This is a genomic window from Microbacterium panaciterrae, assembly GCF_039541635.1.
Lineage (GTDB): Bacteria > Actinomycetota > Actinomycetes > Actinomycetales > Microbacteriaceae > Microbacterium > Microbacterium panaciterrae.
This window is the reverse complement of sequence record NZ_BAABGP010000003.1, coordinates 23,299-41,465: the sequence shown is the minus strand read 5'-3', so window position 1 is coordinate 41,465 and position 18,167 is coordinate 23,299. Positions and strand designations below refer to the sequence as shown.

The window sequence follows — 18,167 nt, the reverse complement described above, 5'->3', positions numbered from 1 at the left end:
CCGGCGCATACCGCGGCCGAGTTCTGGCCTGTCGCGGCGGCGCCTGCGGGAATACGGTGGAGGCACACGGTGCTGTGCACTCCACGGGTGCACGCCGCGTCCGAAGCCGAGGCGACAGGAGGACGCTCATGGAAGGTCTCGAGGTCACCGTCCTGCTCGGGCTCACGATCCTCGTCGGAGCTCTGCTGGCGCCCCGCGTGCGACTGGCGCTGCCTCTCGTGCTCGTGATCCTGGGCCTCGCGCTGGGCTTCGTCCCCGCGCTGCGCGACATCCAGCTGCCTCCGGAGACGGTCCTGCTGCTCTTCCTGCCGGTGATGCTGTTCTGGGAGAGCCTGACGACCTCGCTGCGCTCCATCCGGCGGGACTTCCGCTACATCCTGCCGATGAGCACCCTGCTCGTCGTGGCATCGGCGTTCGCGGTGGCAGGCATCGGACTGATGTTCGGGTTGCCATGGGAGACCGCGCTGATCCTCGGCGCCGCGGTCGCCCCGCCTGACGCGACCGCCGTCGCCGCGCTCGGCCGGATGCTGCCCCGGCGCATGTTCATGAAGCTGAAGGCGGAGAGCCTCACCAATGACGGCACCGCCCTCGTGCTGTACGCGATCGGCATCTCGCTCGCGGTCGGCGGCCACGTTACGCCGTTGAGCGTGACCGGGACGATCGTGGTCTCATACCTGGGCGGGATCGTCGCCGGGGTCGTTGTGGCCTACCTCGGATTCCTGCTGCTGCGCGCGATCAGCTCGACCATTGTGATCAACACCGCGCTGCTGCTGATCCCGTTCACGGCCTTCCTGCTCGCCGAGCTGATCGGCGCGTCCGGCGTGCTCGCCGTCGTCGTCGCGGGCGTGATCATCGCGTACGTCTCCCCGCGCGTGACCACGGCACCCTCCCGGAGGCAGGCTGAGGCGGCCTGGCCGTTCGGGGTGTTCCTGCTCAACGGCGCGTTGTTCGTGCTGATCGGACTCGAGGTGCAGTACGTGGTGCACCAGATCTCCGCGGGTTCGATCGGCCGCCTGGTGCTGATCACCCTCGCCGTGTGGGTCGCGCTGCTCGTGGTGCGCTACCTGTTCCAGCTGGTCGGTGCGCCCTTCTACGGGCGTACGGGGCCGCGCCCGCCGCGCGGGGTGCGCGCGCGTTCGCGCGTGCTCAACACGTTCGCCGGCATGCGCGGTGCGGTGTCTCTGGCGATCGCGCTCTCGGTGCCCGCCGGCGCCGTCGCCGGGGGAGCGGTGGACGGTCGGGATGAGGTCGTGTTCGTGACGGCCGGAGTCATCCTGCTCAGCCTGCTCGTGCAGGGCACGATGCTGCCGGCGATCGTGCGGTGGGCCAGGATCCCCGCCGACCAGGGCGAGATCGAGGAGTACGAGCTCGCTGAGCGCACCATCTCGGGCGCCGCGCTCGCCGCGCTGAACGATCTCGCCGCGGAGCACGGCGTGAGCGACGAGGTGCGCGACCGGGTCCGGTTCGAGGGCTACCAGATGCTCGAGTACACCAACGCGCGCACCCTGGCCCGCGAGCAGGCGCTCGTGGACGCCGAGGTCAAGGCGCTGGACGCGCTGCTCGACCAGCCCGATCCGCTGGCGGCCGGCACGGAGCCGGAGCCGTTCGAGGGATCCGGGGTGCTGGAGAACACCCGGGGCACCGAGGCGACCGGGTCGGGAGAGCCGGACGGAGCCTCCGGAGCCGCTGCGCGCCGCCCGCTCATCGAAGGAGCGACGCTGCAGATGATCGCGACCTCGGAGAACGTCGACCTGATGCAGCGCTCGCCGCTGATCCGGCACGAGGAGTTCAGCCGGCTGAAGCTGGCGCTGCTGGACCGCAAGCGCGAGGTGCTGCTGGGACTGCGCCGCTCCGGAACCGTGGATGACCTCGTGGTGCGGCGGATCTCGGCGCGCCTCGACCTCGAGCAGCTGCGGCTGCAGGGGCTGGAGGAGTTCGACTGATCCGACGGGTGCTCGGCCTCACAGCAGGCGCATAGCGCGCTATGCTGTCGCGGGCGCCTGACCCCGGCGCCGGAATCGGTTCGCGGCCTCCTGCAGCGCCGGCGAGGACGGACGACGACGATGACCAACGCACCCGCAGGCTGGTACGCCGACCCGGACGACGCGCGCATGCTGCGCTGGTGGGACGGCGCCGCATGGACGGATGTCCGGCAGGCGATGCCTGCCGAGGCCGCGCCCGTCCCGCGCGCAGCCGAGGTGACGTCCGAGTCGGCCCGCGCCGGATGGCGCCGCCTGCCTGTCTGGGCCTGGGCCCTGATCGGACTCCTGGCGCTCGGCATCGGGATCCTGCTCTCGCCTCTGTTCGCCGTCCTGGCGCTGGTGGTGCTGATCACGGGCATTGTGGCGCTCACGAAGAGAACGCGTACATGGCTGGGATTTCGCAGCCCGCGAGGCGCGGCGGTTGCGACGTCGATCGCTGCGGTGATCTTCCTGGTCACCGGCAGCATCAGCGCCGCAGCGTACGGACATCGGCCGGCCGCACCCGTCGCGTCACGCACGTCGCCCGCGCCGGTCGTGGCGTTGCCGACGGCGACACCGACCGCCACCAGCTCGCCGGAGGACGCTCTCGGCCCGATCGCGTTCCACGGCGTCTCCTCCGCGGCGCACGACACCTCGGCGACCGCCGGCCGTTCCGCGCAGGAGGTGCTGGCCACGCTCCAGGTCAAGGGGGTGGCAGCGAAGACGGGGTACAGCCGCGACCAGTTCGGACAGCGCTGGCTCGACGTCGACCGCAATGGCTGCGACACCCGCAACGACGTTCTCGGCGCACAGCTGAGCGGCGTTCTCCGTCGCGGAACGTGCACCGTGCTCTCCGGCACGCTCGCCGACCCGTACACGGGGAAGGTCATCGATTTCGTGCGAGGCCCGGGTACCTCCGACCTCGTCCAGATCGACCACGTGGTGGCACTCTCGAACGCCTGGCAGACCGGAGCGCAGAGCTTGACCGCCGACCAGCGCACGACACTCGCGAACGATCCGCTGAACCTTCAGGCGGTGACTGCGGAGGCGAACGTCCAGAAGGGGGACGGGGATGCAGCGACGTGGCTGCCGCGAAACAAGAGCTACCGATGCACGTACGTCGCCCGCCAGGTCGCGGTCAAAGCCGCATACGGCCTCTGGGTCACGCAGGCGGAGCACGATGCGATCGCACGGATCCTCGATGACTGCCCCGGGGAGTCGTCCGCGACGTCCGTCTTCGCGGTGCCTGCGCCGACGCCGACCGTCGCGCCGCCCGTGGTCGTTCCGGTGCCGGCAGCGCCCGCTCCGGTGCCGGCGGCGCCCGCTCCGCTTGTCCAGGCGCCGGAGCCCGCCCCCGCACCGGAGGCGCCTGTGCCTGCCGCGCCCCCGGCGAGTTCGTACTACGCGAACTGCAGCGAGGCGCGCGCGGCAGGGGCGGCGCCCATCTACGCGGGACAACCGGGATACAGCCGCAAGCTCGATCGTGACGGCGATGGTGTCGCGTGCGAATGAGGCGTTGACGACGTGAGACGGGCGCTTCCCCGGGAGCCGCGTCAGCGCGCGAGCGCGGCGCGGAGCGCGGGAATCAGCATCTCCGCGGTCGGGTGACCGGCAGGACCGGAAGGTGTGAGATACATCCGGCAGGCCAGATCCTGGATCGGCTCCGATCCCGGCACGGCGTCCGCACCATCCACCAGCACCGTCGGCGAGCCGGCGAACGGGACGTCGGCGGCCTCGTCGGAGGACGCGATCACGCGGAAGGTCGGTGCGATATCGAGATCCAGCGCGGCCAGCGCGCCGCGCACCTCCCGCTCAGCCGCGGGACCGTTCGGGCAGCCTTCGATCGTCAGTATCTCGATCCGCATGAGACGATCATCCACCGGCCGTCATACAAGTGCGGTCAGGGCTGCGGCGCCTGTTGCAGCATCCGCTTCGTCGCGAACTCACGGGGCGCGCCCGTGAGCGGATCCGTGAAGCGCAGCTCTCGCGCGAGCAGCTGCAGCGGGCGGGTGAAGTCGTCCGGCTGCTCGGGCAGCAGGTCGGGGTAGAACACGTCGTTCAGGATCCCGACACCCAGTTCGGCGAGGTGCACGCGCAACTGATGCATCCGGCCGGAGTGCGGGCGCAGCAGGGTGTGCAGCACGCGATCGTCGAATCCGATCAGCTCGACGAGCGTCTCCGCATTCGGCTGCCGCTCCGGATCGACCTGCACGCGCACGGTCCCGCGCAGCTTCTCGATGTGGTTGCGATGAACGAGCGGGAACGGGAGCCCGCTCAGCGCCGGCGATCCCGGATCCCAGCCCTGCGGCAGCGGAGACACCGCCTCGTAGACCTTCTCCACCTCGCGCCGTTCGAACAGCAGCTGGTAGGCGCCGCGCGTTTCGGGTCGCACGGAGAACATCAGCAGCCCGGCGGTGGCGCGATCGAGGCGATGAATCGGTGCGAGGTCGGGATTGTCGAGCAGGTTGCGCAGGCGGATCAGCGCCGAGTTCTGCAGGAACTTGCCGCCCGGGGTCGTGGGCAGGAAATGCGGCTTGTCGACAACCAGGAGATCGGCGTCCTGGTGCAGGATCTCGACCTCGAACGGGATGTGCATCTCCACCGCCGGTTCGCGGTAGTACCAGACGAAGTCGTGCACGCCGAGCGGCGTTCGGCGGGTGAGGGCCGCCCCGTCGATCGCCACGATCTCGCCCTGATCGAACCGGCTCAGCAGTCGCTCCGGATCGAGGTGGAAGAACCGCTCGGTCATGAACGCGCCCACCGTGGGCCACGGTCCCGTGGCCGGCACCCGCAGTCTGGTCGCGCCGACGCCGTTGCGCACGGGGAGGGGGGACGGCATTGCCATTCGAACCAGCCTAGACGGCTTGGGCGAACCGGGTGCGGTACTGCTGAGGAGCCAGCCCGATCCGGTCGCGGAAGTGCTTGCGCAGCGCCGCGGCCGTGGCGAAACCGGAACGGGCGGCGACCGTGTCGATGAGGATGTCGGTGGTCTCCAACAGCTCTCGCGCGCGATCGACCCTCGCGTCGGCGAACCAGTCGCCCACGGTGCGACCCGTCTCGGCGCGGAATCGCCGGGTCAGGGTGCGGACGCTCATGCCGAACCGCTCGGCCACCGCGGTCAGCGACAGCGGTTCGTCGACGCGTTCAGACAGCCACGCCTGGATCTCGCTCGCCGTGCCGCTGGTCGCGGCGGGGACCACCGGCCGAGCGATGAACTGCCGCTGTCCTCCTCCGCGATGCGGCGCAGCCAGGGTGCGCTGGGAGGTCGCCGCGGCCACCGCCGCGCCATGGTCGCTGCGGATCAGATGCAGGGTCGCATCGACGGCGGCCGAGGCGCCGGCCGCCGTCACGACGTCGCCGTTGTCGACGAAGAGCTCGTCGGGTCTCATCCGCACCTGGGGGAACCGTCTCATGAACTCCTTGGTCGCGCACCAGTGCGTGGTCGCGGCCCTGCCATCCAGCAGTCCGGACGCCGCGACCGTGAACGCCCCGGTGCAGTAGCTCACCACGCGGCGATCCGTGAACCGCGCCAGCCCGATCGGATCCCCGGAACTCTGGGCGCCGCTCCAGGGCGGGACGATGATCGTGTCTGCGGTCTCCAGAGCGGTCCGATCGGCCGTGGGCGTGATCGAGAAGTCGGCGTCCGTCCGCACGGGGAGGCCGTCGAGGGTGCACGTGGTCACCGAGTAGAGCATGGTCCCGTCCCGCTCCGCGGCGCCGAAGAAGCGGCTGGGGACACCCAGCTCATACGGGTAGACGCCCGGGAGTGCGACCACGACGACATTATGCATGGCCATATCGTGACACATATTGTCTATCCGGACACTGTTCGGTCTTCGGATCGAGGAGCAGGCTGGTGCTGTGCCCGGATGGGCAGCCGAACAGGAAGGTGCGCCACGTGCGTTCAGCGAAATATTCCGGTGCAGGGCCGGCCTCAGCAGTCGTCGCCGTCATCGATGTCCCGATCCCCGTCCCGGGTCCTGGTGAGGTCGTCGTGGCGGTGGCCGCCGCCGGACTCAACCCCGTGGACGTCAAGATCAGGGCCGCGGCCGTGGACTTCGGCCCGATCCGGTACACGGATCGCCCGGGCTGGGACGTCGCCGGCACCATCTCGGCGGTCGGGCCGGACGTCGCCGGGTGGTCGGTCGGGGACAGGGTGTTCGCGCTCGCCGGCTTCCCCGCCGCGGCGCACACTCTGGCCGATTACGCGGTCGTTCCCGTCACCGACCTCGCCCTCGCGCCGTCGGCATGGACCGCCGCGCAGGCCGGAGCAGCACCGCTCGCGGCGCTGACGGCGTGGAATGCGCTCGAGGTGGCCGGCGTCGTCGCCGGGCAGCGCGTGCTCATCCTGGGCGGCGCCGGAGGCGTCGGGTACCTGGCCGTGCAACTCGCGAAGGCACGGGGAGCGCAGGTGATCGCCACGGCGAGCACGGCCAAGCACGAGCTGGTGCGGAGCTGGGGTGCGGATCAGGTGATCGACTACCGCGATGAGGCGTCTCTTGCCGCCACCGCGGCCGTGGACGCCGTGATCGTCACGGTGAACGACACGATGCCGCCGCGGGGCGCCATCGCGGCGGGGACCGCCGTCGTCACGATCACCGGCTTCAGCGACGAGCAGACGGCATCGATCGCCCGCTGGGGCGCCTCGCCGATCCGTAAGATCCTGGTCGCAGCGAGCGGGCCGCAGCTGGCCGAGATCGCCGCCCTGGCGGACGCGGGAAAGCTGACGGTGCAGCTGGACTCGGAGTACGCGCTGGAGGATCTCGCGGCCGCGCAGGAGCGCGTGGAGACGGGCCGGGTGACCGGGAAGGTCGTCGTGGTCATCGACCCGCAGGCGTGAACGCGAGCACTTCGTTGAGCGCCTCGGTCGTGGACGGATGCGTCCAGATGCCGTCGCGCAGCGCGCTCGCGGTGGTGCCGGTGCGCATCGCGAGCGCGATCAGGTTGACCAGCTCCTGGGCGTCCACGGTGTGCAGCGCCGCCCCGAGCACCTGATCGGTGCCGCGATCGACGACGAGCTTGATGATCCCGTGCGTCTCGCCGAGGGTCTTCGGGCGCGGCATGGCGGCGATCTGGGCGACCGGCTTGGCATGCACGACGATGTCGGCTCCGGCCTCGCGCGCCTCGCGCTCGGACCAGCCGACCCGCGCGAACGGCGGCGTGGTGAACACGGTCGTCGGCACCGCCACGCGGTCGGCCCGCGAGCGCGGTGCGCCTCCGGTCAGCTGGGCGAGGACGATGCGGTGGTCGTCGTAAGAGACGTAGGTCTGCTGCGGCCCGCCGTTGACGTCGCCGACCGCGAACACGCCGGGGGCGCTCGTGCGCAGCAGATCGTCGACTTCGATCGCGCCGCGCGCGTCGACCGCGATGCCCGCGGCGTCCAGCCCCAGCCCCGCCGTTGCCGCCACCCGGCCGACCGCGCTGAGCACCGCATCGGCGGGCACGTCGCCCGACGTGGTGCGCACGGTGGCCTGCGTGCCGTCATCATCGATGCGCGTGGTAGTCGCGCCGTGCAGGATCGTCACGCCCTGATCGGTCAGCGCCTGCCGCACCGAGGCAGCGACGTCCTCGTCCTCCCCGCGCAGCAGGCGCTCGCCGCGGTCGATGAGGGTGACCGCGCTGCCGAACTGCGCGAACATGCTGGCGAACTCCAGGCCGATCGCGCCGGATCCGATGATCGCGAGCCGCGCAGGGAACGGCGACACGTGCTGGAGCGAGGTGGAATCGTGCACGCGCGGTCCGTCGGCGCCGGGGACCTCGAGCCGCCGCGGCACGGCGCCGGTGTTGACGATGACGGTGTCGGCGGAGATTTCGAGCTGCGCGCCACCGGCGGTGACCCGCACCCGGCGGTCGCCGACGAAAGCCGCCGTCGCGCCGACGACGAGCCGCACCTGATCGATCGGTTCGAGCATTGCGCGGTTGGCCGCGTTCAGGCGGTCGATCAGTGAATCGCGTCGCTCGACGGCCGCGTCGAACCAGGTGGCGGGGTCGTCGCCTGGCCGTCGCAGCTCCGCCTGGTGCACGAGCGCTTTCGTCGGCACGCACCCGATGTTGATGCATGTGCCGCCGATCATGCTCTCGGAACGCTCCACGAGCGTCACCCCGCGCCCGGCACGGCCCAGGGCGCCCGCGAGGGTCTTGCCCGCTTTGCCCCAGCCGACGATGAGGATATCGGTCGTGATGTGCTCGCTCATGGGGGCGACGATAGCCGACGACGCTCGGGGGCGGAACGCGCTGCGGGGAACTTCGGCCGGCCCTAGGACGGAGCCTGCCGCTCTGCGGCCCCGGGAGCACGCAGCGCGCGCTCGAGTGCGGTGCGCACGGGGTCCTCGACGGCGGGGGCGGTGACGAGGAAGATGCGCCGCTCGAAGACCGCGTCGTCCAGCGCCACCGTGCGCACGGCATCGAGATGGGCGGGCAGGGCGAGCTCTGGCACGAGCGCGACGCCGAAGCCCGCGGCGACGTAGGCGGCCACGACCGCATAGTCGTCACTGCGCATCGCGACGCGGGGCGTGAAGCCCGCGTTCTCGGCGGCCGTGCGCAGAGCCGCGTCGACCGGGTCCGCGACGGTTGCGCCGACGACCCAGGGCTCGTCGCTCAGATCGGGCAGCGACACGCCATCGCGCCCGGCCAGACGATGCTCGGCCGGGACGATCACCGAGAGCCGCTCGCGGCGCACCGGGATCATCCGGAATCCCGGTGGCAGCACGGTCGGTCGTCCTGGCGCGTCATAGACGATCGCGGCGTCGAGGCGAAGATCGGTGACGGCGGCCAGGAGCGGATCCAGCTCCGCTTCGGTGACGTCAGGATCGAAGCCCGCGGCGCGCAGCTCCCGCACCACTCGGGGGAGCAGGCGCGCGCCCGCCGAGGGGAACACGCCGATCGCGATCCGGCGCCGCGAGGAGGCGACGAGCGCATGGATCTCTTCGACGGCGCGATCGGCACGATCCAGAATCGCGCTCGCGTGCGGCAGCAGCGCGTGGCCGACCGCCGTCAGCCGAGTGCCGTCCGGCCCGCTCGTGACCGGATCCGCACCGAGCACCCGGGCGAGCCCTCGCAGATGGTGCGTCACGGTCGGCTGGCTCCACTGCAGTGCGTGTGCGGCGCGCAGCATCGATCCGTGCTGTGAGACGGCCCACAGAGCGCGGAGCTGACGCAGGTCGAGCACGAAGCCTCCATATGCAGTATGGAACATTCGAGAGATATCTCGCTTCCCTATGTTAGCGCGACCGGGAAGGATCGAAGTGTGATCCCGACCACGCCTTATGCCGATGCCCTCCGCCGATTCGCCGTACGCGATCTGCAGCGACTGAACGTCCCCGGCCACGCCGCCGATCCCGCCGCCGCGTCGCCGATGGCCGACTTCTTCGGAGCCGACGTGCTGAGCTACGACGTCGAGCCGCTGCTGGATGGCATCGACAAGGGCGCGGTGAACCCTCTCGAGCAGGCCCGCGAGGCGGCCGCGCGCGCCTGGGGCGCGCGCCGCACATGGTTCCTCACCAACGGCGCCTCCGAGGCGAATCGGATGGCGGCGCTCGCGCTCGCCGCGTTCCGGTCCCCGGACGAGATCGTCGTGGCTCAGCGCAGCGCGCATTCGAGCTTCTTCGACGGCATCATCCTGGGCGGCCTCGACCCGCGGTTCGTGCAGCCCTCGATCGACCCCGAACACGGGATCAACCACGGGCTCACGCCGGCGGCGATGCGCCAGGCGCTGCGGCACGGCGACGCCAAGGCCGCCTACGTGATCAGCCCGAGCTACTTCGGCGCCGTCGCCGACATCGCGGGGATCGCGGAGGTCTGCCACGAGGCGGGGATCCCGCTCGTCGTCGACGCGGCATGGGGGGCGCACTTCGGGTTCCATCCAGACCTGCCGGAGAACCCGATCACGCTCGGTGCCGACCTCGTCGTCTCGTCCACCCACAAGATGGGCGGCAGTCTCACCCAGTCCGCCATGCTGCACCTCGCGCACAGCGAGTTCGCCGACGCCCTCGAGCCGCTCATCGACCGAGCGTTCACCTTCACGCAGTCCACCAGCGCGAGTTCGCTTCTGCTCGCATCCCTCGACCTCGCGCGCGCGACGCTGGAGACCGGGAGGGAGCGGATCGGCGCCTCGATCGCTGCGGCGGCCGGGCTTCGCGACGCGGTCCGCGCGACGGGGCGGTTCCCGATCGTGAGCGACGGATTCGATGCGTTCGAGGACATCGTGGCGCACGACCCGCTCCGCATCTCGATCGATGTGGGCGCAGCCGGCCTGCACGGGCACACGGTGCGTGAGGAGCTGCTGCGCCGGTTCGGGATCCTGACCGAGATCTCGACCGGATCCTGCATCGTCGCGTTTGTCGGTCCAGGGACCAGACCGGACGCCGCGCGCTTCGTGTCCGCCCTCACGGCGCTGCGCCCGGTCGGTGACCTCGCCGCGCGCCCAGCGGCCGGCGCCGTCGCGCTGCCGTCGCCGGGCCCCGCAGTCATGCGTCCGCGGGACGCGGCGTTCGCGCACACCGAGGTGGTGGCCGCCCATGAGGCAGTCGGCCGGATCTCCGCGGACTCGCTCGCGGCCTACCCGCCTGGCATCCCCAACCTGCTGCCCGGCGAGGTGGTCACCGCACAGGCGATCGATTTCCTGCGTGCCGTCGCGGCGAGCCCGGGCGGTTATGTGCGCGGCGCCGTGGATCCGCTTGTGGACGGGGTCCGCGTGGTGCGCGTGGCAGACGAACGACCGGCACTCGCCGGCGACGCTCTGGCCGCCGCCGTCGCCGATCGCGTGCGCTGACGAGGAGGGTCGTTCTGGCGCAGCCGCGGGAACTGACGCCGTCCGCTCAGGGCCAGAGCGGCATTGGTCAGGGCAGCAGCTCGTCCTCGCGCATGCGCTCCCAGAGCGCGAGGCGGGTGTGCGCGGGCTCGCCGACGCGCTCCAGCACGAGGTTCAACAGCTGCTCGTTGAGCATGAACGCGGCGGAGTCGCTCTGGAAGGCGTGATCCGTCGAACTCGCGACGTCGAGCACGACGTCCGCGCGGGGGGCGATCGGGCAGTCCAGACTGTCGGTCACGAGCAGCACCGCGGCTCCACGCCGTTTCGCGGCGAGGGCGAGCTCGGTGGCGCTGCGCTGATAGCGGTGGAAGTCGAACAGCACGAGCACGTCGCGCGCCGCCATGTCGACGACGGCGCCGAGGTCGTGCCCGGCGGGATCATTGAACATCCGCACCCCGGCGCGCAGTTCCTGAAGGTGTGTGCCGAGGTGGTACGCAGCGAGGTAGGTGAATCGTCCTCCGGTGAGCAGGATGCGCCTTCCCGGATCGGCGAGCAGCGCGACCGCGGCGGCGTAGGAGGCATCGGGGATCCGCGCGAACGACTCGATGGTCCGCTCGGCCTGCGTGGTCGCATCGCGCACGACGACTTCGCGCGGGGTGCCTGCCTCGGCCGGCGTGCTCAGCCGCACCAGCGGACCTGAGGACTGCCGTGTCAGCTCGTCCCGGAGCGCACGCTGGAACTCGGTGAAGCCGCCGAAGCCGAGGCTCTGCGCGAAACGGAGCACCGTCGGCGGACTCACCCCCGCGCGCCCGGCGAGGTCTGCGAGGGTGGACAGGCCGGCGCTCGGGTAATCGGCCAGCAGCACGCGACCCACCTGGCGCCCCGCACGGCTGAGCGTGGGCAGGGACGCCGCGACCAGGTCGGAGAGTGCATCGTCGTCGGCCATATCGGTCAGTCTGTCACGGCGGCGCCTATGGGCCCGGTGCCGAGCGGCTCGGTCCGCATCGTGCCGTCGTCGAGCTGCACCGTCGTCACGGACTCGGGAGGCAACGTCTCCCAGCCGATGCCTGCCACGCCGGTGGAGCTGATGAGCACGGTGCCGTCGGGCGAGCGCTTCCAACGCAGCGCGAAGTAGTCCTCGTTGTGCTCATCGGGCAGCCCGCCGAGCTGGGCGATCTCCTCGAGGTCGTCCTCGGGCAGCACGCTGCGCGCGCTCGCGTGCACGACGACCAGCTGCGTACGGTCGAGCAGGATGGCGTTCAGGCTGGACAGCGGGAAGGCCTCGCGCAGGCGGCGGACCACCTGGGCGGTCGCCTCCGGCAGACGGGTTCCCTCGGCGAGCTTCTCCTGGATGAGGGCGAAGTACATTTCGCTATCGGTGTCGCCTGTCATCCGGGCCAGCGCCTCGGCGGAGAGCATGGCGCGAACCCGATCGATCGGCTTGAGGGATCCGTTGTGCTCGAAGGAGATGTCCCCCGAGCGGAACGGATGCGCGTTGCGGCGGTCGACGGGCAGGCCGAGCGTCGCCCAGCGCAGGTGCATCATCGCGGCGTGACCGGCGGTGCCGATCGCACGGAGGAAGTCCGGATCCTCGGCGGCGGAGAGCGGGGACTTGCGCACCTCCGGCACATCGCCGAGGTGCGCGACCCCCGCCCAGCCCCAACCGTCTCCGTGCAGGCGGGCGAGGGAGAGGAAGCTCTCGATTCCGTCCGCCCCGAGTTCTCGGTCGGCCGTCGAGGTATCAGGGGAGACGTAGGCGAACAGACGGCACATGGGGATCTCCGCTCCCGGGTGGCCCGACCATCGTCGGCGAAGCCACCGCGTTCAGTAGTGTTCTTGACTCAAATGTAACAGATTCGCGAATCTGTGTAAGACTGTAACAAACATGTCGTATCCACTGCGGGACGACCATGCTCCACGACGACGTGACCCGACGAAGGGACGGCACTGTGACCACTGGCCCCGTGCACACCGGCGAACCGAACGACCGCGACCTGGACGACTTCGTGCGCTCTCTCCGCGAGAGCGGGGTCGACCTGCTTGTCGGCACGGCGCTCGACTTCGCGGGCGTGACGCGCTCGAAGGGGGTGCCCGTACGCCGGCTGCCGAGTTTTGCGAGTTCCGGCATGGGCGCATCGCCGTCCTGGGTCGTCTTCTGCGCCGACAACGGCATCGCCTTCACACCAGGGATCGGCGTCTCCGGTGATCTGCGGCTGCGCCTGGATCCTGCGATGGTCCGGCCGATCGGAGACGGCATGGCCTGGGGCCCGACGAGTTACCACGAGCAGAGCGGGGAGCGCTCGTCGCTGTGCGCACGGGGGCGGCTCTTCGATCTCGAGGGCCGGCTGGACACGCTCGGGCTGACGGCGCAGATGGGCGCCGAGCTCGAATTCACTCTCATCGCCCCGGACGGATCGCGCCTCGGGCGATCCCCCTGGGCCGCCTATGGCATGCACTCGGTGGTCGCGCAACGCGCGTTCCTCACCGACCTGACCCGGACGCTCGAAGAGGCGCAGGTCGGCGCGGAGCAGATCCATGCGGAGTACGGCACAGATCAGTTCGAAGTATCGCTCGCGCCGCTGCCGCCGGTGGAGATGGCCGACACGGCGGTGCTCACGCGCATCCTCATCGGCCTCGTGGCCGCGCGGCACGACCTCGCTCCGTCGTTCTCACCGCTGACATTCGTGGGCGGATCCGGAAACGGCATGCACCTGCATCTGTCGCTCGCGCGAGACGGTCGAAACGTGTTCGGTACCGGCGACGGCCCGCACGGCATCACCTCTGAGGGCGGGAGCGCGATCGGCGGGGTGCTCGCCGGACTGCCCGATCTGCTCGCTGTGTACGCCGGATCCGTCGTCTCTTCCCTGCGGCTCACTCCCGGTTCGTGGTCCGGTGCTGCAGCGTGCTGGGGACTGGAGAACCGTGAGGCCGCTCTGCGCTTCCTCGCCGGAACGCCGGGCAACCCGCACGGGGCCAACATCGAGCTGAAGATCGTGGATCCCAGCGCCAATCTGTATCTCGCCACCGCGGGCCTGCTCGGCTCCGCGCTGGACGGGATCGCTCGAGCGCTGCCGCTGCCCGCCGAAGTCGCGGGCAACCCCGCCGACGCTGAGGATGCGGCTCTGATCCGCCTGGACGCCGAACCCTCCGCCGCGCTGGACCGGCTCGCGTCTTCGGCACTCGCCGAGCAGCTGTTCGGCGCCGACATCGTCGAGGGGGCGGTCGCTGTGCGGCGTCATGAGCTCGACGTCTTCGCGGGCAGCACGCCCGAGGAGATCACCGCGGCGCTCCGCCTGGCCTGGAGCTGACCCCGACACCCTCGCCCTCATCGCCCACCAGGACGTCACCTCGACCCCTACCGCCCTACCCCTGAACCCGTTCCGTCCCCAATGGAGGAGACCCGAATGTCCGCCGCCACCTCGCCGCACCTCACCCCGCCGACCGGCTCCGAACCGCCTCGGTCCGCGCCGCGTCGCTCCCTGCCGCTCTGGGCCGCCCTCGCGCTGTCCCTGGCCACGGTCGGCCCCACCCTCGCCATGTCCGGCAACGGGCAGGGCCTCGTCGCCATCGTCGGCAAATCCGTGCCCCTGGTCTTCGTGATCGGCGCGATCGGCGTCGCCCTCGTCGGCTACGGCTTCATGCGCCTGACCCGGCACCTCAACCACGCCGGATCCGCCTACGGGCTCATCGGCGGCACCATCGGCCCGCGCACCGGCTTCTTCTCGGGCTGCGCGATGCTCGGCGCATATGTCGGATTCTCGATCGGCACGCTCGCCCTGACCGCGGCGTTCGCGAACGCGCTGATCGCGGGCTTCCAGCCAGGGGTGGCGCATCCCTTCCAGCTGCCGTGGCCGCTGATCATGCTCGTCGGAGCCGTCATCTCCTTCTTCCTCGCCGGACGCGACGTCGCGCTGATCGCGAAGGTCCTGCTCGTGATCGAAGGCGTCGGCATCATCGCGATGATCATCCTGGTGATCGCGATCTTCGGTCACGGGGGCGCTCCGCACACCGGTGTCGACTTCTCCACGTTCAGCTTCAGCGGGATCGACGTGGGCCAGGTGCTCTCCGGTGTCGTCGCAGCGTTCCTGTCGTGGGCTGGTTTCGAGGCATGCGCATCACTGGGTGAGGAGACGAGCAACCCCAAGCGCAACATTCCGCGTGCCCTGTTCGGCACGCTTCTCATCACCGGCGTGCTCTTCGTCGTGGTGATGTTCGCGCAGACCATCGGGTTCGGCACCGACGCCGCGGGGCTGAAGTCGTTCGGCACCTCCGGAAACACGCTGGGAGACCTCGGCACCCGCTACGTCGGCCCATGGTTCGGCGTGATCGCGGTCTTCACTGCCACCTGCGCGGCATTCGGTTCGCACATGGCCACCGTCGCCACCGCGAGCCGGATGCTGTTCGCGTTCTCCCGCGACGGGTTCGGGCCCCGCTCGCTCGGCGTACTGCACCCGAAGGGCGGCCCGCGCCGCGCTGCCTGGCTGGTGCTCGCGATCGTGGTAGTGGTCCTGCTGGTCTGTGCCGCGACGGGCTGGCCGGTCATGGGCACGGGCAACTCGGCGATCGACGCCTACTTCTACTTCGCCGTCGCGGGAACGGTGTGCCTCATGGTCGCCTACCTGATGGTCGAGGTCGCCGCGGTGTACTTCGTGAACCACGGCCGCTTCCAGGGCGTGCACGGAGGACGCGGCCGCGTGCTCGGGACGGTGCTGCCGTCCCTGGGCGCTGTGGTGATCGTGATCGTGATCTGGTTCAACGTGAAGGATTCCGCCGACGCCGCCGCGTCGGGCCTGGTCGGACTGTACTGGTGCGCGCTGGGGCTGGTGCTCGCGATCGCGGCATCCAAGATCGCCAAGCGCGTCGGGGAATCCCTTGCCAAGGAGCTGGAGCTTCCCGGACTGGGCAAGGAACTGGATCCGATCCACCACGCGGGGGCGCCGGAGAGCAGACGATGACGGCGTCGCTGCTCGAGCGTGACGCGCGGACGATCGCAGGGGTGGAGAAGCTGCGCTTCTTCCCGCTCGAAGTTGTCAGCGGCCACGGCGCGATCCTGGTCGATCCGGCAGGGCGCGAGCTCGTCGACCTCTCGGCGACGTGGACCGCGGCCGGCCTCGGACACGGTCACCCTGCCGTCGTGGAGGCCGTCACCCAGGCGGCGCGTACGGCGGCGGGCGCCGGCGGGCTCTCCGCGATCCATCCCGACTCGGTGGGTCTGGCCGAAGATCTGCTCGCGCGGGTGCCCGCACCAGACAGCAGGGAGCGCCGTGTCTATCTGGGCCATGCGGGCACCGATGCGAACGACGTCGTGCTGCGCTCCTGCCGCCACGCCTCTGGCCGGCGTACCGTCATCGCGTTCGAGCATGGCTACCACGGTGGCCTCGGTCTTGCCATGGGCGTGTCCGGCGAGCAGATCGACGCCGGCCACGCGGCGGATCCAGACGTCGTGCTGGTGCCGTACCCGAATCCGTTCCGTCCCGGGCCTGACGGGATCGAGTCCGACGTGGCCGGCTCTCTCTCGGCGATCCGGGAGGCGCTCGGCACGGGGCGCGTCGCCTGTCTGATCGTCGAGCCGATCCTCTCCGACGGTGGCCTCGTCGTGCCGCCGGAGGGCTTCTTGCGGGCGGTGCAGGACGTCTGCCGCACGGCCCGCGTTCCCCTGGTGTGCGACGAGGTCAAGGTCGGTCTCGGCCGCACCGGCCTCCTGCACGCGTTTCAGCACGACGGGGTGGTGCCGGACATCGTGACGTTCGGCAAGGCGCTCGGCGCCGGGCTCCCGATCTCAGCCGCGGTCGGCCCGGCGGAGATACTGGACCACCCGGCCGGGTCGGCGCTGCTGACCACGGCCGGCAACCCCATCTGCACCGCCGTCGCGCGCACCGTGCTGCACACGCTCGATGCGGAGGACCTCGTGGCGCGTGCCGACCAGGCCGGGCAGCGGTTCCGAGCCGGGTTGCGCGGCCTCGCCGCGGGGGGAGGAGGCGACCAGGGGCGCAGTGCGGAGCGCATCGGCGACGTGCGAGGCCGGGGCCTCACGATCGGTCTGGAGCTCGTGCAGGATCGCGTCGGCGTCGCGCCGGACGGCGATCTCGCGCGGCGGGCCGTCTACCGAGCCTGGCAGCTCGGCGCGGTCGTTTACTACGTGGGCGGCAACGTCCTCGAGATCACGCCCCCGCTGGTCATCTCGGACGATGAGATCGACCGCTCGGTGGAGATCCTGGATCAGGCGATCAGCGATGCGATCGCCGGTAAGGTCACGGACCAGGAGGTTCAGGCATATGCAGGCTGGTGAGTTCGACGTGCTCGAAGGGCTGGAGCGGGTCCCGCTCGCCCTCGCGGAGACCGCGAGGGCGCTTGAGCTGATCGATCATCACGTGCACGGCTGCTATGTCGACGAGATCGACCGGGCCGCCTTCGAGGAGTCGTTCAACGAGGCGTCGACGGATCCGATCCCGGCGTTCATGACCCAGTTCGACTCGCAGCCGGGCTTCGCATTCCGTCGCTGGTGCGCTCCCCTGCTGGGGATCGAGCGGCATGCACCCGCAGACGAGTACTGGGCGGCGCGCGCCGCGCTGGCTCCTGCTGATCTGGATCGCCGGCTGCTGCCGCACGCCGGTGTGGCGCACTGGGTGATGGACACCGGGTTCAGCTCCCGGCCGATCACGGATCCTGCCGCGATGGCCGCCGAATCCGGGGGCGCGACGAGCGAGATCGTGCGGCTCGAGCTCCTTGCCGAAGCGCTGCTGGCCGGAGGCATCGCGCCCGCCGACTTCGCGGAGGCGTTCCGCACCGAGATCGCGGAGGCCGCGGGGCACGCCGTCGGCTTCAAGACGATCGTCGCGTACCGCACCGGCTTCGACATCGACTGGACTCCGCCGATCGAAGCTGACGTGACGGCCGCGGTGACGCGCTGGGCGGCTCAGGGCACGACCGCCCCGCGCCTCGTGGATCCGGTGCTCGAGGCGTTCGTCGTGCATGCGGCGGTCGGCACAGGACTGCCGCTGCAGGTGCACGTGGGCTTCGGCGACCGGGACCTCGATCTGCACCGCGCCAACCCGATGCTGCTGCTCCCGCTGCTGCGGCGGACCGACGTGCAACGCACCCCCGTGCTGTTGCTGCACTGCTATCCCTATCATCGCGAGGCGGGTTACCTGGCGCAGGCCTTCGACAACGTCTACTTCGACATCGGGCTGGGCGTGAACTACCTCGGCGCTCAGAGCGGCCAGCTCATCGCGGAGTCGCTGGAGATCGCCCCGTTCGCCAAGCAGCTGTACTCCTCCGATGCCTTCGGGCTGCCTGAGCTGCATCTGGTCGGTTCGATCCTCTGGCGGCGCGGCATGGCCGCGGTGCTGGGTCGCTGGGTACGCGAAGGCGAGTGGAGCGAGGACGACGCGTGTCGCGTGCTGAGGATGATCGGCGCAGGGAACGCACAACGCGTGTACGGGCTCTGACAACGTCGC

General features: G+C 70.6%; 15 protein-coding genes. 8 read left to right on the top strand and 7 right to left on the bottom strand.

What is annotated here, in order from left to right:
* Nucleotides 1-128 precede the first annotated feature (128 nt).
* Both ABD882_RS00235 and ABD882_RS00230 read left to right on the top strand, forming a co-directional pair.
* Nucleotides 129-1,943 (top strand): Na+/H+ antiporter, encoded by a 1,815-nt coding sequence (locus ABD882_RS00235; RefSeq protein ID WP_345183154.1) that lies wholly within the window; start codon nt 129-131, stop codon nt 1,941-1,943.
* A gap of 120 nt (nt 1,944-2,063) precedes the next feature.
* The gene (locus ABD882_RS00230) at nt 2,064-3,473 is read left to right on the top strand and encodes a GmrSD restriction endonuclease domain-containing protein (RefSeq protein ID WP_345183151.1); all 1,410 of its coding nucleotides are present in this window, start codon (nt 2,064-2,066) and stop codon (nt 3,471-3,473) included.
* A 41-nt stretch (nt 3,474-3,514) separates the two neighbouring features.
* Here the strand turns inward: ABD882_RS00230 and ABD882_RS00225 are convergent, their stop codons facing one another.
* From ABD882_RS00225 to ABD882_RS00215, 3 genes are read right to left on the bottom strand one after another with little or no spacing between them, the layout of a single operon-like run.
* Nucleotides 3,515-3,826 (bottom strand): thioredoxin family protein, encoded by a 312-nt coding sequence (locus ABD882_RS00225; protein WP_345183149.1) that lies wholly within the window; start codon nt 3,824-3,826, stop codon nt 3,515-3,517.
* Nucleotides 3,827-3,861: 35 nt separating this feature from the next.
* The gene (locus tag ABD882_RS00220) at nt 3,862-4,806 is read right to left on the bottom strand and encodes a pseudouridine synthase (RefSeq protein ID WP_345183147.1); all 945 of its coding nucleotides are present in this window, start codon (nt 4,804-4,806) and stop codon (nt 3,862-3,864) included.
* A 10-nt stretch (nt 4,807-4,816) separates the two neighbouring features.
* Nucleotides 4,817-5,752, bottom strand: a complete 936-nt coding sequence (locus tag ABD882_RS00215; protein ID WP_345183145.1) for a GlxA family transcriptional regulator — start codon at nt 5,750-5,752, stop codon at nt 4,817-4,819.
* A 107-nt stretch (nt 5,753-5,859) separates the two neighbouring features.
* Here ABD882_RS00215 and ABD882_RS00210 point away from each other — a divergent pair, with 107 nt between their 5' ends.
* Nucleotides 5,860-6,801 (top strand): NADP-dependent oxidoreductase, encoded by a 942-nt coding sequence (locus tag ABD882_RS00210; RefSeq protein ID WP_345183143.1) that lies wholly within the window; start codon nt 5,860-5,862, stop codon nt 6,799-6,801.
* On the opposite strand, the gene ABD882_RS00205 is transcribed toward ABD882_RS00210, so the two are convergent.
* The gene (locus ABD882_RS00205; RefSeq protein ID WP_345183140.1) at nt 6,782-8,155 is read right to left on the bottom strand and encodes an FAD-dependent oxidoreductase; all 1,374 of its coding nucleotides are present in this window, start codon (nt 8,153-8,155) and stop codon (nt 6,782-6,784) included. The two genes, ABD882_RS00210 and ABD882_RS00205, sit on opposite strands and share 20 nt — an antisense overlap.
* Before the next feature lie 62 nt (nt 8,156-8,217).
* Nucleotides 8,218-9,129, bottom strand: a complete 912-nt coding sequence (locus tag ABD882_RS00200; protein WP_345183138.1) for a LysR substrate-binding domain-containing protein — start codon at nt 9,127-9,129, stop codon at nt 8,218-8,220.
* A 78-nt stretch (nt 9,130-9,207) separates the two neighbouring features.
* On the opposite strand from ABD882_RS00200, the gene ABD882_RS00195 reads away from it, so the two are divergent.
* On the top strand, nt 9,208-10,731 hold the full coding sequence (locus ABD882_RS00195) for an aminotransferase class I/II-fold pyridoxal phosphate-dependent enzyme (RefSeq protein ID WP_345183136.1): 1,524 nt from the start codon (nt 9,208-9,210) through the stop codon (nt 10,729-10,731).
* A gap of 67 nt (nt 10,732-10,798) precedes the next feature.
* Here ABD882_RS00195 and ABD882_RS00190 read toward each other — a convergent pair whose 3' ends face one another.
* Nucleotides 10,799-11,656, bottom strand: a complete 858-nt coding sequence (locus tag ABD882_RS00190) for a MurR/RpiR family transcriptional regulator (RefSeq protein WP_345183134.1) — start codon at nt 11,654-11,656, stop codon at nt 10,799-10,801.
* Between the two features lie 5 nt (nt 11,657-11,661).
* A complete protein-coding gene (locus ABD882_RS00185; RefSeq protein WP_345183132.1) occupies nt 11,662-12,483 on the bottom strand; it encodes a class II glutamine amidotransferase in 822 nt (273 codons plus the stop codon).
* Between the two features lie 176 nt (nt 12,484-12,659).
* Between ABD882_RS00185 and ABD882_RS00180 the strand changes: the two genes are divergently transcribed.
* The 4 genes from ABD882_RS00180 (at nt 12,660) to ABD882_RS00165 (ending at nt 18,158) form a co-directional block, all read left to right on the top strand.
* The gene (locus ABD882_RS00180; RefSeq protein ID WP_345183130.1) at nt 12,660-14,018 is read left to right on the top strand and encodes a type I glutamate--ammonia ligase; all 1,359 of its coding nucleotides are present in this window, start codon (nt 12,660-12,662) and stop codon (nt 14,016-14,018) included.
* Between the two features lie 96 nt (nt 14,019-14,114).
* Nucleotides 14,115-15,665, top strand: coding sequence for an APC family permease (locus ABD882_RS00175; RefSeq protein WP_345183128.1), 1,551 nt, complete (start codon nt 14,115-14,117; stop codon nt 15,663-15,665).
* Nucleotides 15,662-16,999: an aspartate aminotransferase family protein gene (locus tag ABD882_RS00170; RefSeq protein ID WP_345183125.1), complete on the top strand. Its 1,338-nt coding sequence runs from the start codon at nt 15,662-15,664 to the stop codon at nt 16,997-16,999. The genes ABD882_RS00175 and ABD882_RS00170 overlap by 4 nt, the downstream gene beginning before the upstream one ends.
* Nucleotides 16,986-18,158: an amidohydrolase family protein gene (locus ABD882_RS00165; RefSeq protein WP_345183123.1), complete on the top strand. Its 1,173-nt coding sequence runs from the start codon at nt 16,986-16,988 to the stop codon at nt 18,156-18,158. Before ABD882_RS00170 ends, ABD882_RS00165 begins: the two co-directional genes overlap by 14 nt.
* Nucleotides 18,159-18,167 lie beyond the last annotated feature (9 nt).